Source organism: Pseudoalteromonas sp. SCSIO 43201 (assembly GCF_023716725.1).
GTDB classification, from domain to species: Bacteria; Pseudomonadota; Gammaproteobacteria; order Enterobacterales; family Alteromonadaceae; genus Pseudoalteromonas; species Pseudoalteromonas peptidolytica.
Map to the genome: position 1 here is coordinate 1115194 of NZ_CP072683.1, position 24271 is coordinate 1139464.

At 42.6% G+C, this 24271-nt stretch carries 21 protein-coding genes and 1 tRNA gene; 11 read left to right on the forward strand and 11 right to left on the reverse strand.

The features are described 5' to 3' along the window. Positions 1-8: 8 nt before the first annotated feature. Positions 9-2213: a CapA family protein gene (locus J8Z24_RS04780; RefSeq protein WP_252095374.1), complete on the reverse strand. Its 2205-nt coding sequence runs from the start codon at positions 2211-2213 to the stop codon at positions 9-11. Positions 2214-2501: 288 nt separating this feature from the next. Between J8Z24_RS04780 and tyrR the strand changes: the two genes are divergently transcribed. Beyond that, positions 2502-4058, forward strand: coding sequence for a transcriptional regulator TyrR (gene tyrR / locus J8Z24_RS04785; RefSeq protein WP_125252202.1), 1557 nt, complete (start codon positions 2502-2504; stop codon positions 4056-4058). 51 nt (positions 4059-4109) lie between these two features. Here tyrR and J8Z24_RS04790 read toward each other — a convergent pair whose 3' ends face one another. Then, entirely contained in the window at positions 4110-4601 is a 492-nt protein-coding gene (locus J8Z24_RS04790) for a hypothetical protein (RefSeq protein ID WP_252095375.1), read from the reverse strand. Positions 4602-4848: 247 nt separating this feature from the next. Here J8Z24_RS04790 and J8Z24_RS04795 point away from each other — a divergent pair, with 247 nt between their 5' ends. Next, positions 4849-5382: an acyl-CoA thioesterase gene (locus J8Z24_RS04795; RefSeq protein WP_125252200.1), complete on the forward strand. Its 534-nt coding sequence runs from the start codon at positions 4849-4851 to the stop codon at positions 5380-5382. A gap of 84 nt (positions 5383-5466) precedes the next feature. Here the strand turns inward: J8Z24_RS04795 and J8Z24_RS04800 are convergent, their stop codons facing one another. Beyond that, positions 5467-6117, reverse strand: coding sequence for an OmpW/AlkL family protein (locus J8Z24_RS04800; protein WP_125252199.1), 651 nt, complete (start codon positions 6115-6117; stop codon positions 5467-5469). Positions 6118-6377: 260 nt separating this feature from the next. On the opposite strand from J8Z24_RS04800, the gene dapE reads away from it, so the two are divergent. From dapE to J8Z24_RS04815, 3 genes are all read left to right on the forward strand, one after another. Continuing rightward, complete coding sequence (gene dapE, locus J8Z24_RS04805; protein ID WP_252095376.1) at positions 6378-7559, forward strand: succinyl-diaminopimelate desuccinylase; 1182 nt, start codon at positions 6378-6380, stop codon at positions 7557-7559. 152 nt (positions 7560-7711) lie between these two features. After that, the gene (locus J8Z24_RS04810; protein WP_125252197.1) at positions 7712-8158 is read left to right on the forward strand and encodes an Hsp20 family protein; all 447 of its coding nucleotides are present in this window, start codon (positions 7712-7714) and stop codon (positions 8156-8158) included. Between the two features lie 242 nt (positions 8159-8400). Next, the gene (locus J8Z24_RS04815) at positions 8401-9069 is read left to right on the forward strand and encodes a hypothetical protein (RefSeq protein WP_252095377.1); all 669 of its coding nucleotides are present in this window, start codon (positions 8401-8403) and stop codon (positions 9067-9069) included. 52 nt (positions 9070-9121) lie between these two features. On the opposite strand, the gene J8Z24_RS04820 is transcribed toward J8Z24_RS04815, so the two are convergent. The 3 genes from J8Z24_RS04820 to J8Z24_RS04830 are packed head-to-tail and all read right to left on the reverse strand — an operon-like array spanning position 9122 to position 11822. After that, positions 9122-9637, reverse strand: coding sequence for a hypothetical protein (locus J8Z24_RS04820; protein WP_252095378.1), 516 nt, complete (start codon positions 9635-9637; stop codon positions 9122-9124). Next, entirely contained in the window at positions 9634-10812 is a 1179-nt protein-coding gene (locus J8Z24_RS04825) for a peptidyl-prolyl cis-trans isomerase (protein ID WP_252095379.1), read from the reverse strand. The genes J8Z24_RS04820 and J8Z24_RS04825 overlap by 4 nt, the downstream gene beginning before the upstream one ends. Next, a complete protein-coding gene (locus J8Z24_RS04830; protein WP_125252193.1) occupies positions 10812-11822 on the reverse strand; it encodes a phospholipase C/P1 nuclease family protein in 1011 nt (336 codons plus the stop codon). Before J8Z24_RS04830 ends, J8Z24_RS04825 begins: the two co-directional genes overlap by 1 nt. 206 nt (positions 11823-12028) lie before the next feature. Here J8Z24_RS04830 and J8Z24_RS04835 point away from each other — a divergent pair, with 206 nt between their 5' ends. After that, the gene (locus J8Z24_RS04835) at positions 12029-12844 is read left to right on the forward strand and encodes a MipA/OmpV family protein (RefSeq protein ID WP_125252192.1); all 816 of its coding nucleotides are present in this window, start codon (positions 12029-12031) and stop codon (positions 12842-12844) included. Further along, on the forward strand, positions 12834-13232 hold the full coding sequence (locus J8Z24_RS04840) for a DUF3019 domain-containing protein (protein WP_125252191.1): 399 nt from the start codon (positions 12834-12836) through the stop codon (positions 13230-13232). The genes J8Z24_RS04835 and J8Z24_RS04840 overlap by 11 nt, the downstream gene beginning before the upstream one ends. Before the next feature lie 125 nt (positions 13233-13357). On the opposite strand, the gene J8Z24_RS04845 is transcribed toward J8Z24_RS04840, so the two are convergent. The 5 genes from J8Z24_RS04845 to J8Z24_RS04865 form a co-directional block, all read right to left on the reverse strand. Beyond that, on the reverse strand, positions 13358-14920 hold the full coding sequence (locus J8Z24_RS04845; RefSeq protein WP_252095380.1) for a cryptochrome/photolyase family protein: 1563 nt from the start codon (positions 14918-14920) through the stop codon (positions 13358-13360). Positions 14921-14922: 2 nt separating this feature from the next. Next, entirely contained in the window at positions 14923-16224 is a 1302-nt protein-coding gene (locus tag J8Z24_RS04850; RefSeq protein ID WP_176032955.1) for a DASH family cryptochrome, read from the reverse strand. 239 nt (positions 16225-16463) lie between these two features. Then, the gene (locus J8Z24_RS04855; protein ID WP_252095381.1) at positions 16464-16973 is read right to left on the reverse strand and encodes a hypothetical protein; all 510 of its coding nucleotides are present in this window, start codon (positions 16971-16973) and stop codon (positions 16464-16466) included. Positions 16974-17098: 125 nt separating this feature from the next. Beyond that, on the reverse strand, positions 17099-17569 hold the full coding sequence (locus J8Z24_RS04860) for a globin family protein (RefSeq protein WP_125252187.1): 471 nt from the start codon (positions 17567-17569) through the stop codon (positions 17099-17101). A gap of 457 nt (positions 17570-18026) precedes the next feature. After that, positions 18027-18806: a delta-class carbonic anhydrase gene (locus J8Z24_RS04865; RefSeq protein WP_147389122.1), complete on the reverse strand. Its 780-nt coding sequence runs from the start codon at positions 18804-18806 to the stop codon at positions 18027-18029. Positions 18807-19173: 367 nt separating this feature from the next. On the opposite strand from J8Z24_RS04865, the gene J8Z24_RS04870 reads away from it, so the two are divergent. The 4 genes from J8Z24_RS04870 to infB all read left to right on the forward strand — a co-directional run bounded on the left by J8Z24_RS04870 (position 19174) and on the right by infB (position 24223). Next, positions 19174-19250: transfer RNA gene (locus J8Z24_RS04870), tRNA-Met, on the forward strand. A gap of 268 nt (positions 19251-19518) precedes the next feature. Then, positions 19519-19974, forward strand: a complete 456-nt coding sequence (gene rimP, locus J8Z24_RS04875; RefSeq protein ID WP_099642059.1) for a ribosome maturation factor RimP — start codon at positions 19519-19521, stop codon at positions 19972-19974. 39 nt (positions 19975-20013) lie between these two features. Next, the gene (gene nusA, locus J8Z24_RS04880; RefSeq protein ID WP_125252185.1) at positions 20014-21513 is read left to right on the forward strand and encodes a transcription termination factor NusA; all 1500 of its coding nucleotides are present in this window, start codon (positions 20014-20016) and stop codon (positions 21511-21513) included. 25 nt (positions 21514-21538) lie between these two features. Then, a complete protein-coding gene (gene infB, locus J8Z24_RS04885) occupies positions 21539-24223 on the forward strand; it encodes a translation initiation factor IF-2 (RefSeq protein ID WP_125252184.1) in 2685 nt (894 codons plus the stop codon). Positions 24224-24271: the final 48 nt, after the last annotated feature.

A 24271-nucleotide genomic window follows, 5' to 3' on the forward strand; every position in this document is an offset into this window, starting at 1 on the left:
TTACTCTTTTACTGCTGACTAAAAGTAAGCACCAATTCGGTTGGAGACGGGGTCGTTATTTTAATAAACTCTAATCCATGAATACCCCCGCTTTGCCATTGATTATTGGTAAGAGAAAGTGAGCGTTGCCAAGAGATCATCGCGACATCATCTAAAAAGAGTGCACTTTCGCCACTTGTAGGTGGCGTCATAGACAACCCAAATTGCACGCCTCTTGCCGGCAAGTTTTCATCGCCTAATGTAACTGAATCATCAGGAAGCGTTATGTCTTGTTGAAATACCTGCCAGTCGTAAGTGCCAGCAGGTAATAATTCAGGAGTGGACTCAGAAAATAGTAGGCTGTCCTCAGATGTCAAAATACGAATATCGGCATTAAATCTCCCTGCATTATTGCCCTTTGCATAGCCGTATAAAGTAAGTTCATGATAGGCCTGAGCTGTGCTTGGAGCAGGGGTAATGGGCATAGTACGAATAGTATGTTTGAAAGGAACTCGTGTTGCTGTCTCATCGAATTGTGTTCGCTGTAAACACAAGCCTTGAACACCACGATATTTTCCAACTAGACAAGGATAAGTATCGTCAGACTCGATAAGCCATCGTGATACTTCGCCTGTTTCAGCGTCGTTATCCCAATCTTCAAAGTCACCGAAAAAGAGTAAATCACGACCAAGAGTTAGCTGTGCCTGAGATTGATTTAGTGCGATGCGACTTACATACTCTGAGCTTTGCGCATATTGGCGCAAGTCAATAATGTGCTCACCTGCAGCTACAGAAATAACATGTTGCTGAGTGGTTTCTACTATTGATGGGGTATCAAAGTTCACTTCCGCAAAGCCTGAATGCAATGAGATACCAACGTCAGGAGAAGAAAACTCTGCAATACGCTTGAGTAGCGCATTTGCAAGATCGCCACTAACTAGCTTGGGAGTATAGTCTTCTAAATACACAGGATAGGCTTTTATTGCGTCTATTTTTGGTTCTCCTGCTGTTTCAAGTTCGACAATAGTGATTAGCCCTAAGAAGGTTTCAAGTCGGTTTTGCTCAAATACAAAGTTGCCTAACCCCAATATTGCTGGAACCCCGTTATATAAACCGAAGCCCTGAGCGACATGTGGATGGTGGGCTATCATTAAATTTGCACCACTGTTCGAGACGACATCGAAGCGATTTGCAATATAAGCGGTTGGGGCGTAGGAGTATTCATCTCCACCATGCAGCTGAGCAACAACAAAGCGACCGTCATTGCTTGCTTGGTTGACGCTTTCTCTTATGGCTGTGGTGTCGGTTAGATCAGCGGCTCCCCCTTTTTGAACTGAGGCTACGTAAGTGATGGTATGTTGATCGCCCGTGATAGAGGTGGCCGAGATAAAATCTATGGTCGTTTCCCCCAGCGTTAAGCTGTATGGCGCTAGGGCTGATTCGGTATCGTTTCCTGCGCCACTGTGGCTTAAGCCTGCTTGCTCAACATAGCGGATGGTATCGCTAAGTCCCTGTGCTTGATAGTCATACACGTGATTATTACCCAGTGCGACATAATCAATACCAAGATCGTTTAAAGCTACTAACGAGGCTGGTAAACTGAAAAATGCAAACTCTTTACTCGGGTGAACCGTTGTTGGATTTTGGAGAATGGGTGACTCAAGGTTTACCGAAGCAAAGTCGACACTGTTAAACAGCGCAGGCATATATTTCACTAGCGCTTGGGCATCAGCTCCGGCGCTTTGGGGTTGGATAAGTCCGTCGCTGGTGCTTGGCAACGAATTGCCCATCGTAATGAGTGAAGGGTTAAAGTAGCGACGGCCAAACATTGTGTCACCCGCGAATAAAAGCGTTTTTAAAGAATCTGAAGACGGCTTTAGCTGCAACTCTATGGTTTGTGGGTCACTATGTTGATTTGCAAAAGTAAATACCAAAGGTAAATAGTCTGGGTGCTGTATTGTCGCTACGTAGGCACCGAAAGGCAATGTGGCAAGATCAATTGTACCGTTTGCAGCAGAAGTAAATTGTAGGCTGTTAATGGTAAGCGTAGCGCCAGAGACAGCGTTACCGTCACGAGTTTGAATCTGAACACTTAGATTGGTCGCTTCATTGTCCCTGTCTTGTTGACTTTGGTCTTCGTTTTTATCTGTGTCAGAGGGACCCGTTTCATTGGGGTCTTCAACTGAACAAGCCGAAAGGGTGAGGAGTAACATCAGCGCAATTATCTTTTTCATTTTTATCGGCCTGCTTTCAAAAACGATACAATATCCAATTCTTTAGTATTGTATCTGTAACTGTTTAGCGGATGCAATCTTATGATGAAAATGTAAGCCACCAAATCAGGAGTTTAACAAATGTGGAAAAACACCTTATAAAACAAATTTTTCCTTACCGTATTAGTATAGGACAAGAATTTAATGCAGCCTCTAAAATTCTGTTCAATATTCTTTACGTTTTTCTAGTCGACTAGCTATTCTTAGAGTATGATCCCGTCAACCGTGTAAACCCGTTTTGAGGAACAAATGCGTCTAGAGATACATTGCGCTGACCGAATTGGTATTGCCCAAGAGATTCTCAACATCTTGGTAAGCTACCGTGTTGACTTAAAAGGTATAGAAGTCGATTCAGTAAATTGTCGGATGTACGTGAGTTTTCCACCGATAGAATTCGAACAGTTTCAAAAGATCATGCCAGAGATACGTTTGATTGATGGTGTAGAAGATGTTCGCACCACGGCATTTTTGCCTTCTGAGCGTGAACATAATGAATTAAATACACTGCTTAGTGCTTTGCCTGATGGTGTTATATCAATAGACGCAAAAGGTTGGGTTCGTCATTGTAATGATGCTGCTTGTCGCGACTTAAACATGGTTGAGACTGATGTTATCGGCGCAAATATTAACAACCTTTTGAAAGGTTTTAATTTTACCCGCTGGTTAGAAGGCAAAGAAGTATTAGGACAAACGACCCGTGTAGAAGTAGGCGGCGAAGACTTTATTGCGGATATTTTGCCGATTTCTGTGCCTCAAGGGGGAGACGGTGACGTTTTAGCCGGAGCGGTGATCAATATTAAGTCACAGTCTAGACTTGGGCAGCAAGTGAGTGCATTTCGTCGTTATGGCCAAGAGAGTTTTGCCACTATCCACAATCACAGTACAGCAATGCGCAGAGTGGTGCGTGAAGCGAGAAAAATGGCTCAACTAGAGGCTCCAATTCTCATTACTGGAGAAACAGGAACAGGTAAAGAGCTCTTGGCACGAGCATGCCACTATGCTTCAAATCGTTCATTAAAGCCTTTTATTGCACTATCTTGTGCTTCATTACCTGATGATGTAGCGGAGTCAGAGCTATTTGGTTACGCCGGTTATGAAGAAAATGCGGCACCAAAGCGTGGGGTACTAGAGCAAGCAGATGGTGGTACCGTATTTCTTGATGAAGTCGGTGAGATGTCTACACAATTGCAGACTAAGCTTTTGCGTTTTTTGCAAGACGGTACTTTCCGTAAGGTTGGCGACGAAAATGAAGTAAAAGTGAATGTGCGAATTATCGCTGCAACCCAAAAAGATTTACCAGCAATGGTGCAAGAAGGGGCATTCAGAGAAGATCTCTACTACCGAATTAATGTGCTAACGCTGGAGATTGCACCGCTTAGAGATCGCAAGGCTGATATTGCTCCGCTGGCTGAGCACTTTGTGCAAAAATACGCGCAGCAAAATGGTCATCCAGCGCCTACTTTTGCTAGAGAGTGTATCGAGTTTCTAGAGCAATACCCATGGCCTGGTAATGTTAGGCAATTAGAAAACGCAATTTATCGCGCGGTTTCGCTATTAGATGATAAAGAGCTGCGTACAGAACACTTGAATTTACCTACCTTTACTCATGACTTGGGCTATTTAGAATCAGACTTTGAAGGGACGCTTGATCAGGCCGTTAAGCGCTTTGAAGCGACATTATTACGCAAGCTATATCCAGCTTATCCGAGCTCAAGGCAGTTGGCGAAGCGATTGGGTTTGAGCCATACTGCTGTTGCGAATAAGCTGCGTGAATACGGGATCAATAGAAAAACGGTAAAAGTGTAATATTAGTAGCTGCACGCACACAGCGAGTATAAGGGCTACAGGGAGTAGCCTTTATGATTTTGTGCCCATGTCTTTGTTAACGCCATCAACTTTAATACCTTCTATCCCATCTTCATCAAAAGTGAGCGTGATACTTACGTTATCTCTGGCAAAAAAGTAATCAATGCCATTTACTGTGAGTATATAGTTGCCTTTTACGGTACCACTAAATTCCTTTTTCGTTAATGCAATATGATGGTCAGCAATTTGCCACGTAAATTCAGAAATAAACCCCTGATTAAACTCTTGGATCCACACTTTTGCGTCGTCTTTACTCAGCGTGATTGCAACTGAGTAAGACTCAGGAAGCTCCGACATGTCATATTGGTTTGCACCAATACGAAACTTTTCGGCTTGTTTATTCCAAGCAAAACCAAACGTAAATGCTTTATCTGCACCGGTAGGGTAAGTTAATGTACCTTCGCCTTTGAAGTCGAAGTCGGCGTAGCAAAAGCTGGAAAAAGTAAAGGTTACAGCGCTGACAATGAGGGAAAATATGTTCATGGGCTTCACACCTATTTTGTTTTTTACCTGAGGGCTGAAAAATAAATGGGCTAACTCATCGTATTGAAAGCATGCCTTACTTTTACAAAGCTCAGGTTAGTTAATCTAGTTTACTTGGATGGTTATCGCAAGATGGAGGCAGTTCACATCGAGGACATTAATGCAGCGTAGGGTAACAAAATAATCTCTTTAGAATATGAATTGCTATGCTAGAATCGAAAAATTATTTACTGGTAAGACCATTGTTATGAATTTATATTTTCGTTTACTGTTACTGTTTTGGAAAATAAGAAAAAACCAACAACACGCTAACTCTATTCTTGACCCGATAGACATTACATACCGCGCGCTACCTAGTGATTGTGATATTAATATGCACCTCACGAATTCAAGATACTTAGCCTTTATGGATTTAGCTCGGACCTGGATGACTGAGCGAGTAGGTTTATTCGCCGCGGTGATGAAGCGTCGTTGGTTTCCAATCGTGAATGCTACCGCGATCACTTACATTCGTGATATTAAGCCGCTACAAAAGTTCACCATCACAACGAAAGTGGTTGGTTGGGATCATAAGTACTTTTATATCGAGCAAAGGTTCCATTCGTCCCGTGGTTTACATGCTATTGCTTATGTCCGTGGTGTATTCAAACGCAAAGGTGGAATAGTTACCATTGAAGAAATGCTAGAAATTGCAGGATTTAAAGGCGAAGCACCAATTTTATCGCCGGAGATTATGCACTGGAAAGCTATGCTAGAGGCGAAAAAGAGCAGTAATTTGTAACGGTGAACAAAAAGATAAAGGCCACAATAGTGGCCTTGGGGATTGAGAAAGTAACAGTAATTTATTGTCTATACCGCAAAGGTATTAGAATTTGTATTTGACACCAAACATTGCAACAACAGGGTCAATCTCTACATCTGAAGTCAGTGCTTTAGCACCATTTGCATATACAGTTGCGTCAGTATCAATGTCCATTTTAGATATCATACCGTGTAGACCCCACTTTTCATTCAAGTCGTAGTTAAAGCCAACTTGTAACGCAATACCGAACGAACTGTCTAGGTCTACTTCTACATCATTTGTACCCAAAGTTGCTTTTAATGCTGCACTTGGCTCTTCGTCAAAAAATACGGTGTAGTTTAAACCTGCGCCGATAAATGGACGGAACTTAGCCGTTGCATCAAAAAAGTGATACTGAGCGATTAATGTTGGTGGTAAATGCTTTATATCAGCTATCTCTGCACCTGCGAGGCCGCCTGCACCATCTACTGTATGAGAGAACGGTGTAGCTGCGATTAATTCAAAAACGATGTTATCGTTATAATGGTAATCAAGTGTGATACCTAGCTGTGTATTTGAATCAGCAACTAAACCAAGCGCATTGTTTTCGTTGATTGCAGAAGCTGTGTTGTCAGGGTTTACATTAATTGCACCAACGTTAACACTGAAATTTGCCTGTGCAAATGGAGCAGCAACTAGCAATGTAGATAAAAGTGCAGCAGTTAAAGTTTTCATATTCTTCTCCTAACCCTATGTGAGGACATTTTTCAAACTGTGAAACAGTGTGTGTTTTCAATGAGGTCATCATAAAAGGCTTCAAAAAATGAAAAACTGTTCTAGATCAATTTTTAAATTGGATACGTTCAGAAATTTTTGAAAGTTTGATTTAGATTAAGTTTTGATGATGTCATGGCTCTGCATTAAAACTGCAATACTATGGTCAAAGTTAACGTTTTTAATACGAGTACGATTTTACAGTGTAATCGCTTCTATATATGTCACTAGCACCTCAGTATCTAAATACTCGCACATCTTATGCCATAGAGATCTTAACCCGTTTGATCCAAGCGCCTTCGGTAACACCTTGTGATGCAGGCACCATCGCATTTATGTCAGAACAGCTTGCAGGGCTGGGTTTTACCACTGAGCAGTTTGAAGTACAGGGAGTGAAAAATTTAATTGCGAGCTATCACTTTTCTGACGGCCCTATTTTGGCCTTTTCTGGTCATGTGGATGTTGTGCCTGCGGACAATCGAGGTTGGATTGTACCGCCGTTTAGTGCGCAAATTGTCGATGATGTAATGTATGGTCGTGGCGCTGCGGATATGAAAGCGGGTATTGCCTCAATGCTTTCTGCCACACGTGAATTACTTAATTTTCGCCATAAACTCCATGGCACCTTTTACTGGTTACTTACCTCTGATGAAGAAGGGGAGGCTGAGTTTGGCTCAAAACTTATCGCCGATCGCCTAGTAGAAAAAGGTATCGAATTAGATGCGTGTTTAGTTGGTGAACCAACAGCTCATATGGCCGTTGGTGATACGATTAAAAATGGTCGTCGTGGTGCAATATCTGGACGAGTTCAGATTAAGGGCAAGGCGGGACATGTGGCATATCCAGAGCAAACTATTAACGCTGCACACATAGCAGGGCAGCTCGTAAGTCAGCTATCATTACTACCTTGGTGGAAAGATGAGGCAGGTTCACAAACGACACTTCAGGTCACAGGGATCACGGTACCAAACATCGTTGATAATTTAGTGCCCTCAGAGTGTGAAATTACATTTAATATTCGCTACAGTCACGCCTATAAAAGCCAAGAGGTTATGCGATATATACAAGAATCACTAGCAAAGTCAGATGCATCGTTAGCGTTGACATGGGAGCGTCCCTGTGAGTCCTTTTACACTGGAGCTAAGCAAACACAATGTTTTTTGACGTTGGTTGAACAAGCGATAAAAGACATGACAGGACAATACCCTGCATTGAGTACGGCGGGTGGCACCTCAGATGGTCGCTTTTTTGCAACAGCTAAAACACAAGTGATTGAATGTGGCGTGAAGAATGATTCCATTCATCAAGTTAATGAGCATGTATCACTCATGGATATTGATACCATTGAAAAAATATACCTTTCTGTTTTAAAAAGATTTTTTATAAAAGATGAAATTTTTTGAAAAATTTTCTTGAAAATAAATTTGCTGACCATAAATACAGTTATGAAGACGCCGTAAGGGTCTGAAAAATTAAATAACTATTTGTTTTATTTGTACTTATTGGTTCATTTTGAAGAGTAAGTACGATGTATAGCTTTAAGAGGATACAAATTATGCGTACAGTAGATTTATCACCACTTTACCGTTCATTTATCGGTTTTGACCATTTAGCTTCTATGATGGATGCCGCTGCAAGAACAGATAAGCAACCAAGTTATCCGCCATACAATATTGAAGCTCTAGGCAAAGATAAGTATCAAATTACCATGGCTGTTGCTGGTTTTACCGAGCAAGAGCTAACTCTGGAATCAGAAAATAACACCTTGACCGTAAAAGGTAAAAAGCAAGACGCTGACGAGTCGAAAGAACGTAAGTTTATTCATCAAGGAATAGCGCAGCGCGGATTTGAACGTAAGTTTCAGCTAGGAGATCATGTTAACGTGTTAGGTGCAGACCTAAGTCATGGTTTGCTGGTTATAGACCTTGAGCGAGTGGTGCCTGAAGCGTTGAAACCAAGAAAAATAGAAATTGCTTCGGGCAAGTTGCTAGAAAATAAGTAACTTTCGTAAACTTTCAAGTTTTCCAACCCGCCGCCGTAAGGCGGCTTTTTCTTTATGCGCTATGCCTTACAATGGCCAACATAGTGTTCTTACTAAATACCGAGTATGGTGAGTTCAGTACGTCCTACTCTCTGCTTAATTTGAAGAAGTAAACCTGACGCAACCGGTGTTCGACAAGATTTTCTTGCCTCAAAGTAGGTCTGCAAATTAGTATCAAAGTAAACACGATAGCGAGTAGCGATATGGAATTAAAAGATAAGCTTATTCTATTGCTAAAATCTGGAGGCTTGTCGCTTGGTATAACAACGATTTTTTATACGCTATTATTTGGCATGTCTGCACAGTTCCATCACCAGATCCCATTTTCACCTTTCTCGGGAGAGTCGGGTATCGATATGATGTTGGTTTATAGTTTTTTGATTTTTTTGTCGAGTAGCATCTTTAGCTATTTTTTCTTGAAAATACATAATGCTCGCAACCATATGCACGTTGATGGATTGGTGATCACCATAAAATATATGCACCTAGTGTTGTGGCTTGGTGTTATTGGTATCGCTACCTATACGTTGCTACACATGAAGCAGCATACTTCTGTGTTGCAGCAAGCAAAAGACATAAGCACCACGCCGACACAGTTGGAAAAACTAGTCTCTTATTTACCAGAACATGGTGATGTGATTGATATCGCGGTTGCAAGCAACTCGAATACCTCGGCGGTGACGTTAACCTATTTAAGTTTGAGACGAGACTTCAGTACCCATTTAGCATTGGCCTCTAACCCCAGTACACCTAAAAAGGTGCTTGAAGAAATCATCGGATATTATCAAGGTGGACAACAGGATGTGGTCATAAATGCAGTGCTGCGCAATCCAAATGTAGCGAATGGCAGCACTAAATTACGCGTGCATTGACAACGTGATGAAGGGGAACCTATCAAAGGTCAGTAGGTTCTAGCGTCTAGCTTCAGTTATCACTTAGCTCTTTTCGTAGTGTATTTTGCATATGCTGAAGTGCAGAGATTTTGTCTCTTGCTTCTTGTAGTTGTGCTTCAGGTAACCCTGCTTGAACACCACGAGTGAGTAATGCGTCGAGTTGTTCTACTTTGCTATCCACAGCAGCAATATACGCCTGTTTTAACTGTACCTCTTTGTTATCCAAGTATGCTTGGTACGCTTCGGGGTCAGTTAAATCACCTTGGTATTGAAGCTCATTTTTGGAGGCATTGTTGATGGGCGGTAAATACTGTGGCGGATGAATAGGGGCTATGGTAAACGAATCATCTTTTTTACTCGGTGTCGGCTGTGAGGTGTCCTTCTTTGCGCGTAGCTCTGTGGGAAATTCAGCAGTCAGCGGATCTGCCTGTATTTCTCTTAATGGGCTGGGCTGGGGGGGCTGCCAACTGTTGTTGGCATACTTCAGCGTAAATAGCGCGATGATTAAACCAAGAAAAATAGCAACGGCTACCTGCCAATATTTCATAATATCGTTCCGTTATTTGTTCGCTTCCATTGTTGATAATCTTGTTCAAACTTACTTTTAGCAAAGCTTTGTGTAAGCGCGAGCATGGCTTGATAGCGCACTGTCTCACTATTTATATCATAATATCCATAGACGGGAGAGGTGCTGAATAATACTAGCCACTGTCCGGTAGGGGTTCGGATACTGTGGGTCATTTGACCATGTTTATTGCTAAATGCTAATTGGGTTTCCCATTTAGGTTCACTTTGTCGTGTTAGCGGTTTGGGCACCGACTTCCACACCAAAGAAGGGCTAAACTTGTCGATTGCTTTTTGCCACGAATTTGCCTTGGTATAAGCACTAAATTGCTCTGCATCTCGTTTGCTTTTGAACTTGGCAGCGATAGCATCGACCTGTTGTATATACCTAAAACGATCTTTATGCTTAGCGTAATAACTAGCGACTGCTTGCATCGGGATTTCAGCGCGTAATGCCTCAACATATTCACTCGTTGCTCCATGCATTTCTTCTTTGACGCCAAGGTAAGCTAACATGCTTGGTCTTAACAGCTCACCTGCCACAACTTGCCGTAATTGTGATAAGTTGAGATTGTGTTGTTTTAGATGAGCACGGGCTTGGCTGAATAGAGCTTGCTGATAGAGGCGTTGCTCCACAATGGCACGAAGCAACTTAATATCTCCTTGATGTAATTTAAACCGATTCTGCATAGATTGGCTGAGCATGACTTGCTCAAGGGAGAGCGCAGATGAGTTTGTCAGCTTAATCTGTTTCCATTTGAGTAATTGCTCGGTTGTATACTGGCCATCTGCTGGATAGGTTCCAAGCAGTGCTTTAATTTGTGAACTATCAATCGGCAATGGATTGGATTGCTTTTTTATTTTCTTTAACTCAGTGAACCAATCAAGTAACGCAGCTGCGAGAAATTTATCGATATGATACTCAGTGCTAAAGCCAACACTGGATTGACGGTCAAGTATGCTTGGGTTAAATCGCTTAGCCTGCCAGAGAAGGAATTGGTTTTCTAGCAATTGAGTTTCTGTTTGCTGCAAGGTGAATTCTCTACCTTGCTCCAAGTACAACTTATGGATCAAGGGCAGTAGTGTTGGCGGTAAAGTAGGTGATGCAAAGCTTGGTAAGCAAAAATTGCTTACCAAGAAAAGTAAGACAAACCGCATTATCTCACGTCCATGGCGTGATTTAACAGGTGAACAACCATAGCGATTGCATGAGGGATGACCTGTTTTGCTGTATTCACACGATCATAATGATCCTTAGAGTTGAGTACTATGCCACCTTGTGAGTATGAAAAAGCACCGCCTTGGGTTAGTAATGGACGGATATCAGTCGAATGAGTATCAACGGCACTAAAGCTTGTCATTGCTTGTTTTACCAAGCTAAAGTCATTTAGCGACTCTTGATCATAATAATCTTTCACCCAAGATTCCCAACCAGAGTGATTGAGATCTGAGGTTGTCCATGTGTGATGTGGTTGAAGTAAGTCGGTGGTATGAAAAACAAAACCTAATACTTGCGGATTACCGCTTTCTACATAGCTTTGATACCAATATTGACCTAAATTATCGATAGGTTGAAATGGCATTTCTTCAAAGTCATCATACATGCTATATGTTGAGTGACTGTCGATACGGTAGTTTTTTTCAGTAACTCCGTAACTGTTATATTCGCTGTCATCGGCATTAAACCAACCCGTTTCACCACCGTGTCCATCATCTAGATAATCACCTTTTAACCAAGTCGCAGCCATGTTATCTATGGCTCCCCATACGGTCAGTTTTTGGTAGTTGTAGCCACCAAAGTCATTGCCGTGAGTATCTGCTCCCTGTGTGTGGTTTTGAAAGTGCCAATAACTTGTATATTTTACGATACTTTCTGCAGCCCCCCATAGCGGTGCTTGCACACAATCTCCCGTGATAGCACCGCAAAAAAATGTGTCTTCAAAATCATCTACATCGAATGCCGCTTGGCCTAAAACATTGGCAAGTTGCGAGACCGACATCCCATTAGCTTGGGCATACGCTTGTAACTTTGCGTACCGAGTAGTTGTAGGGTTTTTTGCCATGTAGTTAACGGCATCAATCACGATACGTTTGTGTGTTTCTTGACTGAAAGCTGCGCTGTGGCCAGCTGTAAAGAGCAGTGCAGCAGATAGTAGATAGTGTTTCATAGTTCGCCTTTCATTTATTTTAATTAGTTCTTCATTTGCTCGAATAAGCAAAGTGGGCTATTTGACACAATCTATGTGAAATAAATATTAAAATAAAGTTAAATGTGGATTCTGTTAAAAAGTATATTAAGATGCTTGTTGGTCACAAATGGGTCAGGTATGATCTCGGGTAGAATTTAGGCACATGTGCACTAAACAAAGAAACTATGAAAAAACTACTAATAATAATTAGTTTACTCTTGCCACTTTATGGCGTTTGCGAGGAACCAAGCGATGATCTTGAGGATGAGTTCGCATGGCAGCTGAGTGTGGGCGCGTTTTACGTTGATATGACAATGCCTGAGTTGATCGGAACAGATTCGACGTTCAAGCATGGTACCTTTCTCGTTGATGCCAAAATAGAGTATAAAAACTTTTATCTAAATACTCACTCTGGAGATTTTTTTGGTGGCTCTGATGTGGGCTATCAAATTATTAATACCGGTGAGTGGGGGATCGATGCCATTTACGGTAGTTATATGCTGCCGTTTTCCGAGCGAGGCTACCATGATAGCGATGACGTGGTGCCAGAGCTTAGAGGAATAAAAAAACGCGATCAAGATAACTCAATTGGTTTTTCCTATTATCGTCATGTTGGTGAGTTTTTAGCCGTTGCTGAAGTCGTTTACGATGTTTTTGGAGATACTGATGGTTGGGTATTTCACGTTGAGGCAACACGCAATTTTGAGTTAAGAAATTGGGATCTTTGGCTCAACTTTGGCGCTAACTATTACTCCAGCAATTTTCACAATTACTTCTATGGGGTCTCTGAGACTGAGATCAACCAATACCTTACGCCATACACTCCGGGCTCATCGACATCGGCGTTTATTCAGATGCAACTCAATTACCCTATTGCAGAAGACTGGGTGTTTAGCTCCGGTGCTTCATGGTTGATTGGTTCGCAAGATACGCTAAATAGTCCATTAGTTCGTTCTCGTCATGCCAGAGTCTTCTTTACTGGGGTGAAATATGTTTTCTAAATTGATCACATGGATTGTGCTGTCTCTGAGTATGCTCTTGAGTTATCAATTGCAAGCGCAAGAGATAGAAACTGTGGGAATACTGCATGCTGTACCGAGCAAATGTGTTGCCCTAAACCAGGGGAGGACGTGCTATGCTGATGTTAAAGTGACAGTTAATGCGCCTAGTGAAGGTGACTACTGCATTAGAGAAAGCTTATCTAAAAAAATACTGCAATGTTGGGCTAAAGCTGACACCTTCAAGTATGAACTTGATTTTAGCTCCGATGAGAGCTTGAGTTATGAGCTGATCTCAAAGAAAAGTCGAGATGTGCTAGCCGTGACCACTATTGAGGTAAATTGGGTGCATAAAGTGAAAACGAAAAAGCGTCGTTGGCGTCTGTTCTAATCTTGTTATACGAGACCAAACGCTTTATTTATCGATGCTCTTTCGTTGTTTCTGTGGGTAGTCGTCAACCGACACGCTGAAGCTTTACGTGTGTCACTCCATAGCTGATTGTCAGCAATAAACCATTATAATGACTCTATGTTGTTCAAGCACCAGTCAGCTCTGCGAAGAGTCGCTTGTTGCGTTTGTTCATCTTGTTTATACCAATTGCGGTATATCATACCTACGCGATGGTTTTTGCCAAACTTATCTTCGTGTCTAACCATAAAATGCCAGTAAAGGCTATTGAGTGGGCAGGCATTATCGGTTGACTTCTGTTTGACGTCATAATGACAGTCACGGCAATAATCGCTCATTTTGTGTATGTAGTTACCACTTGCGGCGTAGGGCTTAGTTGCAACAATACCATGGTCGGCAAATTGGGTCATACCGCGGGTATTTGGCATTTCTACCCATTCGATGGCATCGATATAAATCCCCAGGTACCAATCGTCTACTTGATTTGGGTCTATTCCAGTTAATAGACAAAAGTTACCTGTTACCATTAATCTTTGAATATGATGGGCATACGCATATTCAAGACTTTGGTTAATAGCTTCACTCAAGCAGCGCATTTTGGTTTTACCATGCCAAAAATACTCAGGGAGCTTGCGCTGTGCAAGTAAGTAGTTCTTATGGCTGTAGTCTGGCATGTTAAGCCAATATACTGCACGAATGTATTCTCTCCAGCCCAGGATCTGCCTTACAAACCCCTCAACTTGTGCAATATCAATGTTAGAGTTTTCTTGGTAGGCAGCAATTGCTGCGTCAATAACTTGTTTGGGACTAAGCATTTTAGCATTAATGGCAAATGAGAGCCGAGAGTGATAAAGCGTCCATTTGTGCTCACTATGACATGTCATGGCATCTTGGAACTGACCAAATAAAGGCAGCAAATGGTCGCAAAAAAAACTTAATAGTTCCTGGGCTTGTGTGCGAGTTGTTGGCCAAATTAATAGAGGCTGTGCTTTGCCTATGGTGTTGATTTGATGTCGTTCTAAGCGGTCGATAATGTCACTGACATTGTTTGCAAAGCATAGTGGCTCCGGGATTGAATCAAGGTCTGCTTTCTTTAATTTGTTACGGTTTTGGCTATCAAAATTCCATTGGCCACCGACAGGTTCATCTTCATCCATCAATACGTTAAAGCGCCGTCTTAGTTTCCGATAGAAGAACTCCATGGTCGTGTGTTTGGCTGGCTTTAGATAGGTATCCAACTCTTCAAACGGTACTAAAAAGTGTTCAGTGTCTACGGTGCGTAACTGCAAATTATCGAGAGAAAGCCCGCCGAGTTGCTTTAAGAGTCGATATTCATCGGGTCTTTGATATTCAAAGCTTTCTACCTGAAACTTTTTGCATAGATGAGTAACGAGCGCCGGCAAATCATCATATTGTTTAGTGTCGTCGAGGGTTAAATGGAGAACGTGATAACCTGCTTTAGTGAGTGCTTTGGCAAAATTTTCCATTGCTTTAAAAAAAGCACACACTTTTTGAATGTGGTGGTTAGTATAGTCTGTTTCCTGTTGCAGTTCTGCAATCACATAAAGGTATTCGTTCTTATTCTCTTGTGAAAACCAGCTATGTTTGGCGTTTAGCTGATCGCCAAGGATAAGTCTTAGTCCTTGGTATTTACTGTTCAGTCCAGACATTATTACTCCTCCAACGGCCAATCTACATAATCTCGGGTATCTAATAGCTTATGAGATGTACCGCGCCAGCGCATTATATATTCACCGTTGGGGTCAAACATTGACTGCTGCTTTGCTAGATTAAAATGGCGACCGCCACGGGGATCAGCGCCAACTCCCGCAATATATTGCCAATTCCCCCAGTTTGCGGCAACGTCATAGTCGATAAGATTTTGTTCAAAAAAGGCCGCACCGTAGCGCCAATCCAGTTGCAGCTCGTTGACAAAATAACTTGCTGTGATTTGGCGAGCACGATTTGAGATCCAGCCAGTCTCTCTGAGTTCGGTCATGATGGCGTTGATAAATGCACTGGGTGTTTTACTTTGACACCATTTTTGAAAACGCTCTGGATAAAAACTGGTTGTCGGTTTTTTATTTTTCACACCTGTAAATGCAAATAGCCGGTGTTGGTGTTTGAGTGCATACCACTGGAAGTATTCACGCCACAACAATTCAAACCAGATCCAATAGGTTGACTCATTCGCACCATATTGATGTTCAAACTGGTTAAGGGCGTGCTTAACCTGGCGAGGGCTCACTGCACCTGTTGCTAGGATGGGACTAAATTGTGTCGAAAACCCGTCGCCGCACAACGCATTTCTCGTTTCTTTGTATTGCTTGGCTGCGTCAGTTTGGAAATACTGTTTAAGCTTATCTTGCGCTTGCTTCTCTCCTGCATAAAAGTCCCCGCTGTAGTCTCCCGTTGCTGTGAACTTGACTAAAGTTGAAGTATTAGGTGGTTTTGGGGGTAACTGCGGGGCAGGTAACGGCTCGTTAGGCACTAACGCTTCAACGCGTTTTCTAAAAGGTGTAAAACTCGGTGGCAACTCATTGAGAGAAAATGGCAACATATCAGGCGTGAACAGAGTATGAGCGTACTCTGAAATGAATTTTACCTTAGGGCAGTGTGTTTGCAATCGTAGCCAGTATTTGTGTTCATCTGCTCCTGAGTGTACCGAGCGGCCAATATGTGTGACAGCACAGTTGCGGATAATTGCTACCAACCCCTGCAATTTATTTGCCTCAGGCACAATATAGAGCGCTTGATGACGAGCGTCTAATTCCTGTTTTAATGCAGCCACCGTCGCTTCTTCATAAGCACTAGCTGGAACGGATTTTGAACACTGTGCTTTGCTACTGCTCCAGATGTTGTTGTTGGGTAAATAAACACAAATAAGACGCTCAACCTGCGATGCTAGGGTAACAAGTGAGGGGTTATCTTTTAAACGACAATCATTATCAAAAACATAGAGTCCTATTTTCACACTTACTCTCGATCGATAGTAGAACAATAAGACTCTATACGGAAAAGGGGATAAAGTTGGTCAGTTATGCCAATTAATTTTAATACTTATCTCAATTTGAAGGGGAAATCTGACGCTAACAGCGTTAGAAATTCTCGTTTTAACTTGAAGTTTGTGTAAAGAATGTTCTAGCTCATTGTTGCTAAAGCATAACTTTTTTTCTCACTTCATTATAGAAAGCTTAATCAAACAAATTGGTATTATTTCTGGCAAGACTCAATTAAATACCGTAAGTGAGCACCTACATCCTGCGTTTTAGTCTGACCTTGCTCTAACAAAGCACTTGCTTGCTGCTTAAGCTCAGATAAGTCGTATTGTTCAAGCAAGGTTTTTAAATATCTGACTGTGTCAGCACCTTGCTGTAATAGCTCCGGAAACTGTTCAATCGAGATTTCTTGATCACTTAAACGCGCAATTGAATTAAGTAAATCGCTCAGATTGGCACTGTCTTGTAGCGCACCTTCGACTGAAATAAGAGCTCCCATTGGGTCAGCGTCGAGATTATTAGCCACACAAGCCGCAATACTGCCTGCTGCGGCTGATGCTTGCACTGATTCTAAGCCTTTGTCTCTTATTTGTTCAACCACTTCCTGTAATTCTTGGTGTTGAGATAAATAGTTCGCCTCAACTTTGGCTTTTGAGTCTTCAAACACATCGCATGCTGCCAGTGACAAGGCCAAAGTAGATGCAAATATAGCCGCTCTTAGCATATCATTTTCCTATAAAAACATTTTAAGGAAGTCTAATAAGCTAACGTCAAGAAGTCACGCTTAGTTTGCGCAGTTCCACACTTGATTTTGAGCGCTTTATCATGCGCAACTCTGAATTAAGCGAGCTAATTTGCTTGCTGTTGAGCCTTTTTGAACTCTTGTAACTCTACTACATTGCTTCGTTTAAAAAGCTCAGATCGAAGCATATTTTCTACTAACAGCAGTGCCTTGTTCCAAGCATTTTTTGCTGCGCTGGTAAAATGCCGACCAAGATGACATTTCAGCGTGTTAATAAAGGTGAACAATAACGCTGAAATATCTCGCTCCGATGTTCCCATAAACAGCAATGTACTTTTTTGTTGCCTTAAGTAATGTAGTAAGTTTGATTGTTGTGGCAGTCGCATTACGCAACTTTGAACAAAATCAAATATTTGATGCTCCCAAATAATCAATTGACCGGCGTTGTTCGGGATCTGCATCCGCAGATCATAATGTTGGAGCTGATTATACCAAGACGTACAAAAGCCATGAAAGTTAGGCCGGATACTCGCAAGAGTCTGAGTTAACAGTTGATACTGATATGGAGTAATGCTCATAGACGCCTCTTCAAATTGATGAAGAGCGGATCCTTTGCTCAAATTACATAATACCAATTGAGTATATTTCCTAACGATTTTAAAGTTTTAATGCGTTATTCGTTGCCTTACGTATTCTTATTTAAAATAACGGGTAGCAACGCCTTGTTTGGTTGGCAACGCGATTTCCAACTTCAAATCAGGTTATTTATTTACTGCAATTGGTATTAAACCTTGAATTGAGTATAGTCGATTTTAGAAAATGCGAGACTTTTTGATATTTTTTTGTGAGATTTTTCTTACTTTTTCTATGTGAGATGAGAGAACGATAAATTTGAACCATAGATCATGTGAGCCAGTGGTGTACTAACTCACATAAACAACCAAGCGTGGCCTATAGGGTTACCTAAAAGCGGTTGGCTTTATTGGTTGCTCAGATTACTAGGCAAGCCACTGAGCAACCTAAGTATATTAGTTTCTATTGCTTGATGGGTGATAGCAGCTTAGGATCGGTGACTAATTTTCGTACCCCATGGGCATGATCTTCATCAAAAGCGTTGTCTTCACACCAACGTGCAAGGCTATTGATGTCAACTTTGGCACAATTAGGGCGTACGCTCCAGCTCACTTGTAATGGTGAACATTGCTGGTTGTTGTAGCTAGGGCCTGTTGTGGAACCCAAAAATTCAACTGGAGTGCCAGTATTGGTTGGCAATGCGCCCGCTTGATGGTAGCCATTAACTTGGCCTTGGTAATCTAATTTAGTAAAGTCCTGCGCATTCTTATCGTTAACGACTAAAAAGACTTGTGTCTCTACACGTAAGTCAGGGTTTGCACAACTATCATTAAGACAAGCCCCGAGGGTTGGCCCTGGTTTTACATCACATGAACTGTGCACCCAGTGTACTTCTATCGTATCCCCTGGTTTGACGTTGTTACATACTTTTCCTTCAACCGGCGCTAACTCTGCCGCACTAAGGCTGGTTGTTGCATTACATTGAAAGCCTCCGTATTTTGGGTCATTAGACGCTATCGAAAAATCTTTCGCTTTGTGTTCTGCATTTTTATGGAAATGGATATTGCAGAGGTTTAGCTCCTCTTTTGGCGGTGCTAAAGAGAAAACGCGTTTGTTATCACCTTTAACACTGTCTATATCTCTGGGGGTTTGCGGGCCTGCTGATTCACACTGAGCTGCAAATGCTTCTAGGCTCAAGATAGACAATGCAGCCAATGTGCTGGATTTTATGACCATTCTCATGGAGTTTTCCTTTATTTTATGTATTTTATGATTTCACTGTCCCCAATTATGGATCAAATGTATCGTTTTTGTTATAAATAAATGTGTCAAAATAAAACTGGACGGATGAGTTGATAAGGTCGGAAAGGTCAATTGTGTAATGGATGTGGATAACAAGATGCGGCAGAGGCAGATAGTTCTAAATCAAGGTTGCTATCTAAGTGTACTGTCTCTATAATACGCAGCATATTTAAGCGATTGCACCGAGTTTTTCAATTTTCGGTATGATTGCCAGTGTTTTTGGGATGCTTACAATTCCCAGAGCTAATATATAGGCGTTTTAAGTGCCACTTCTTTAAAATAGAAGTAAAACAATTTTATGTGTTGGCGCGGGATGGAGCAGCCTGGTAGCTCGTCGGGCTCATAACCCGAAGGTCGTCGGTTCAAATCCGGCTCCCGCAACCAAGTTAAAGATTGAGTTCTTTGATTTCGCGCATTCTTTGTAATGCGCGTTTTGCGTTTAAACATCTGCATTTTTGTAAGTAGGTGGTTAATGTGGCTGAGATAGCTCGCAAACCAAGCACGGCCTTTGGCCACACAGTTTGTTATTCGTGTGACGCCCCGCTTGGTTCGGGGCGTTGTTGTATCTGGCGCAAGGTGTATGCTGAGCCCATGATCAAGCAGCTATGATTTGGGGCTTTAAGCCCTTTTTTTGTTTGTATGGAGGAGTTCTGTGTCAAAACTCGAGCAAGATTTGACTGAAATGTTGGAGCCAGCAGTTGCTGCATGTGGCTTTGAATTACTCGGTCTTGAGTTTGTGCAAGCTGGTCGTCATTCTACACTTCGTGTGTATATCGATCATGAAAACGGCATTAACGTTGACGATTGTGCTGAGGTTAGCCGTCAAGTTAGTGCAATTTTAGATGTCGAAGACCCGATTACGAACGAATACAGTTTGGAAGTATCTTCTCCTGGTGTTGACAGACCATTATTCAAACAAGCTCACTATGAGGCAGCAGTGGGAGAAGAAGTACGCTTGCGTACAAAGCTTCCGCAAGAAGGTCGCCGTAATTTTAAAGGCGACTTAGTAGCAGTTAATGGCGATATGATCACGTTGAAAGTTGATAACCAAGATTTTATCTTGATGTTAAGCAATATTGAACGTGCCAATATCATCGCAAAATTCTAACTTTGAGTGCGAAGGAAAAGGGCAAGCGAGGCATTACCTATGGCAAAAGAAATATTGTTGGTGGCAGAAGCTGTTTCCAATGAAAAAGCAGTCCCAAGAGAAAAGATTTTTGAAGCATTAGAGTTCGCACTAGCGACAGCAACAAAAAAGAAGCACGACGGTGAAATCGAAGTGCGTGTTTCAATCGACCGAAAAACAGGTGAATACGATACTTTCCGTCGTTGGAGAGTCGTTGAACCTCAAGAAGATGGGTCTCTAGAGAACCCATATGCGGAAATTACGTTTGAAGCGGCGCAGGTTGACGAGCCTGAAATTCAGCTAGGTGACTTTGTTGAAGAGCAAATAGAGTCAATCAAGTTTGACCGTATTACAACTCAGATGGCAAAGCAGGTTATCGTACAAAAGGTGCGTGAAGCTGAACGTGCACTTGTTGTTGATGCTTATAAAGATCAAAAAGGTGAGCTTGTAACGGGTGTTGTGAAAAAAGCAACACGTGATGCAATTGTTATCGACCTAGGTAACAACGCAGAAGCGGTAATTTATCGCGAGGATATGTTACCACGCGAAAGTTTCCGCCCAGGCGACCGTGTACGCGGTCTATTATATGAAGTGAAGCCTGAAGCGCGTGGTGCGCAGTTATTTGTGACACGCTCTAAGCCAGAAATGTTGATGGAATTATTCCGCATTGAGGTTCCAGAAATTGGCGAGGAAATGATTGAACTCAGAGGTGCAGCTCGAGACCCTGGCTCTCGCGCTAAAATCGCTGTAAAATCAAACGACAAACGCATTGACCCAGTTGGAGCGTGTGTTGGTATGCGTGGTGCTCGTGTACAAGCCGTTTCTTCAGAGCTTGGTGGTGAACGTGTTGATATCGTGCTGTACGATGATAACCCTGCACAGTTTGTTATCAATGCAATGGCACCAGCTGAAGTTGCTTCAATCGTAATGGATGAAGATACACGCACCATGGAAATTGCTGTAGAAGCAGACAACTTAGCACAAGCAATTGGTCGTAATGGTCAAAACGTTCGTTTAGCAAGCCAGCTTACAGGCTGGGAACTAAACGTAATGACAGTGGAAGAGATGGAGCGCAAGAGCGCAGAAGAGTCAGATAAACTGGTTAATCTATTCACTGAAAATCTAGACATCGATGATGATTTTGCGGCGCTACTGATCAATGAAGGCTTCTCTTCACTAGAAGAAGTGGCTTATGTACCAGTCGCTGAGTTTTTAGAAATTGATGGTCTGGATGAAGATACCGTAGAAGAGCTACGTAGTCGTGCGAAAGATGCGCTGACCACAAAAGCGCTTCGCGATGAAGAAAGCTTAGAAAATGCAGAACCTGCAGAAGACCTACTTGCATTGGAAGGACTTGAGCGCCACACCGCTTTTGTTTTTGCTAGCAAAGGCATAGTTACACTTGAAGACCTTGCTGAGCAGGGTATTGATGACTTAGTTGAAATTTCTGAGTTATCTGAAGAGCAAGCTGGTGAGTTGATCATGGCTGCACGTAACATTTGCTGGTTCAGCGAAGAGTAATTTATTAACGGAGGTAACATCACGTATGGCAGAAGTGAGCATTAACAAACTAGCCGAGAGTATTGGTACAACTGTTGATAAATTACTACAACAGTTAAAAGATGCAGGGATCACCAAAGCCGAGGGCGACCAAGTTACTGAATCCGAAAAGGCGACGTTGCTTGATCACTTGAGCAAGCAACACGGTGGCACTGGTTCAACCGGTCCTGAGCGTATGACTCTACAGCGTAAGAGTAAAAGCACATTGAGTGTTAACTCGTCTGGTAAAGCAAAGTCTGTATCTGTAGAAGTCCGTAAGAAGCGCACTTACGTTAAAAAGAGCGCAATCGAGCAGCAAAAAGAGCAAGAACGCTTAGCTGCAGAGGAAGCTGCGCGCAAAGAAGCAGAGTTAATGGCTCAGCAACAAGCAGAGCAACAGGCCAAAGAAGAAGCGGAGCGCAACGCGCGCGAAGAAGCGGAACGCAAGGCCAACGAGGAAGCCGAGCGCAAAGCTAAAGAAGAGGCGAAGCGAAAAGCGGATGCTGAACGTCAAGCCAAAGATAAGCAGAGTAAAGAAGTGGATAGCGCGCAACAAATTAAAGAACGTCAAGAAGCTGAACGTCTACGTCAAGAAGCAGAAGCAGCAGCCCTGAAAAAGGCAGAAGAGGAAGCAAAACGTCAAGCAGAAGAAGCTCGTCGTTTAGCTGAGGAAAATGAAGCTCGTTGGAAAGCGGAAGAAGAGGAACGTCTTCGTCGCGAAGAAAGCGCAGATCACCACCTGACAACTTCAACTTACGCACGTGAAGCGGAAGATGAGTCTGATGCACGCGAAGAAAAGAGCGCACGTCGTAAGAAGAAGAAAAAGTCAGCAAAAGATGAAGCCGCTGAAGCAAATGCTAAAAAGCTCAAAGGCAAAAAAGGCCGCTTGAAAGCGCCTACATCATTGCAACACGGCTTCCAAAAGCCAGCTGCAGAAGTGAAGCAGGAAGTTCGTATCAGTGAAACAATCACGGTAGCAGAGCTTGCGTCTCGCATGGCAGTTAAAGGCGCTGAAGTTGTTAAAACAATGATGAAGATGGGTGACATGGTTACGATTAACCAAGTGATCGATCAAGAAACGGCGCAGCTAGTTGCTGAAGAAATGGGTCACAAAGTTGTTCTAGTAAAAGAGAATGAGCTAGAGGAAAAAGTACTAAGTGACCGTAACGAAGAAGGTTCTCTTGAACCTCGTGCGCCAGTAGTAACGGTGATGGGTCACGTTGACCACGGTAAGACGTCAACACTTGACTATATCCGTAAAGCGAAAGTTGCAGACGGTGAGGCAGGCGGTATCACGCAGCACATCGGTGCATACCACGTTGAGACAGACAGTGGCATGGTTACTTTCCTTGATACTCCTGGACACGCGGCGTTTACGTCAATGCGTGCTCGTGGTGCGAAAGCGACAGATATCGTTGTACTTGTTGTTGCAGCGGACGATGGTGTAATGCCTCAGACGAAAGAAGCGGTACAACACGCAAAAGCTGCGGAAGTACCTCTAATTGTTGCTGTAAACAAGATGGATAAAGAAGGTATTGACCCTGACCGCGTTAAGAATGAGCTAGCTCAGCTAGATGTTATCCCAGAAGACTGGGGTGGCGAAACTCAGTTTGTTCATATCTCAGCGAAAACAGGTCTTGGTATTGATGACTTACTTGAAGCTATCTTGATGCAGTCTGAGCTACTAGAGCTACAAGCATCTAAAGAAGGTATGGCATCGGGTGTGGTAATTGAATCTCGTCTTGATAAAGGTCGCGGTCCAGTTGCTTCAGTACTGGTTCAATCTGGTACCTTAAATCAAGGTGATATTGTACTGTGTGGTCTAGAGTATGGCCGCGTTCGTGCAATGCGCGACGAAAATGGTAAAGAAATCAAGACTGCTGGTCCTTCAATCCCTGTAGAGATTCTAGGCTTATCAGGTGTTCCTGCGGCTGGTGATGAAGCAACGGTAGTTCGTGATGAGCGTAAAGCACGTGAAGTAGCGCTATACCGTCAAGGTAAATTCCGTGAAGTGAAGCTTGCTCGTCAGCAAAAAGCGAAGCTAGAGAACATGTTCTCTAACATGACCGAAGGCGATGTATCTGAAGTTAATATCGTTCTTAAGGCAGACGTTCAGGGTTCAATTGAAGCAATCGCTGATTCATTGACTAAACTGTCTACAGATGAAGTGAAAGTGAAGATTGTAGGTTCTGGTGTTGGTGGTATTACTGAAACTGACGCAACCCTTGCAGCGGCTTCAAATGCTATTATCGTCGGCTTTAACGTGCGTGCAGATGCGTCTGCTCGTAAGGTCATTGAAGCTGAGAGCCTAGATCTACGTTACTACAGCGTTATCTACAGCCTAATCGAAGAAGTGAAACAAGCAATGACAGGTATGCTTGCACCTGAATTTAAGCAGGAGATCATTGGTCTTGCTGAAGTTCGTGATGTGTTCAAGTCACCTAAGATCGGTGCTGTTGCAGGTTGTATGGTAACTGAAGGTGTAGTTAAACGTAGCGCACCAATCCGTGTACTTCGTGATAACGTAGTTATTTATGAAGGTGAACTTGAGTCACTACGTCGCTTTAAAGATGACGTTTCTGAGGTTCGTAGCGGTATGGAATGTGGTATCGGTGTTAAGAACTACAACGACGTTAAAGTCGGTGACCAAATCGAAGTATTTGAAACTGTACAGGTAGAGCGTACGCTTTAATTGTAAGTTATTAAAATACTTGAGATGGGGGCACTAGCCCCCATTTGT

What these genes read in the sequence shown, in the direction of transcription:
- J8Z24_RS04855 (WP_252095381.1), bottom strand. Translation starts at nt 16,973, where the DNA reads ATGCTAAGAGCGGCTATATTTGCATCTACTTTGGCCTTGTCACTGGCA.
- dapE (WP_252095376.1), top strand. Translation starts at nt 6,378, where the DNA reads ATGTCACTAGCACCTCAGTATCTAAATACTCGCACATCTTATGCCATA.
- J8Z24_RS04860 (WP_125252187.1), bottom strand. Translation starts at nt 17,569, where the DNA reads ATGAGCATTACTCCATATCAGTATCAACTGTTAACTCAGACTCTTGCG.
- tyrR (WP_125252202.1), top strand. Translation starts at nt 2,502, where the DNA reads ATGCGTCTAGAGATACATTGCGCTGACCGAATTGGTATTGCCCAAGAG.
- J8Z24_RS04865 (WP_147389122.1), bottom strand. Translation starts at nt 18,806, where the DNA reads ATGAGAATGGTCATAAAATCCAGCACATTGGCTGCATTGTCTATCTTG.
- J8Z24_RS04840 (WP_125252191.1), top strand. Translation starts at nt 12,834, where the DNA reads ATGTTTTCTAAATTGATCACATGGATTGTGCTGTCTCTGAGTATGCTC.
- J8Z24_RS04800 (WP_125252199.1), bottom strand. Translation starts at nt 6,117, where the DNA reads ATGAAAACTTTAACTGCTGCACTTTTATCTACATTGCTAGTTGCTGCT.
- infB (WP_125252184.1), top strand. Translation starts at nt 21,539, where the DNA reads ATGGCAGAAGTGAGCATTAACAAACTAGCCGAGAGTATTGGTACAACT.
- J8Z24_RS04820 (WP_252095378.1), bottom strand. Translation starts at nt 9,637, where the DNA reads ATGAAATATTGGCAGGTAGCCGTTGCTATTTTTCTTGGTTTAATCATC.
- J8Z24_RS04845 (WP_252095380.1), bottom strand. Translation starts at nt 14,920, where the DNA reads ATGTCTGGACTGAACAGTAAATACCAAGGACTAAGACTTATCCTTGGC.
- J8Z24_RS04835 (WP_125252192.1), top strand. Translation starts at nt 12,029, where the DNA reads ATGAAAAAACTACTAATAATAATTAGTTTACTCTTGCCACTTTATGGC.
- J8Z24_RS04810 (WP_125252197.1), top strand. Translation starts at nt 7,712, where the DNA reads ATGCGTACAGTAGATTTATCACCACTTTACCGTTCATTTATCGGTTTT.
- J8Z24_RS04790 (WP_252095375.1), bottom strand. Translation starts at nt 4,601, where the DNA reads ATGAACATATTTTCCCTCATTGTCAGCGCTGTAACCTTTACTTTTTCC.
- J8Z24_RS04780 (WP_252095374.1), bottom strand. Translation starts at nt 2,213, where the DNA reads ATGAAAAAGATAATTGCGCTGATGTTACTCCTCACCCTTTCGGCTTGT.
- J8Z24_RS04825 (WP_252095379.1), bottom strand. Translation starts at nt 10,812, where the DNA reads ATGCGGTTTGTCTTACTTTTCTTGGTAAGCAATTTTTGCTTACCAAGC.
- J8Z24_RS04830 (WP_125252193.1), bottom strand. Translation starts at nt 11,822, where the DNA reads ATGAAACACTATCTACTATCTGCTGCACTGCTCTTTACAGCTGGCCAC.
- J8Z24_RS04815 (WP_252095377.1), top strand. Translation starts at nt 8,401, where the DNA reads ATGGAATTAAAAGATAAGCTTATTCTATTGCTAAAATCTGGAGGCTTG.
- J8Z24_RS04795 (WP_125252200.1), top strand. Translation starts at nt 4,849, where the DNA reads ATGAATTTATATTTTCGTTTACTGTTACTGTTTTGGAAAATAAGAAAA.
- nusA (WP_125252185.1), top strand. Translation starts at nt 20,014, where the DNA reads ATGGCAAAAGAAATATTGTTGGTGGCAGAAGCTGTTTCCAATGAAAAA.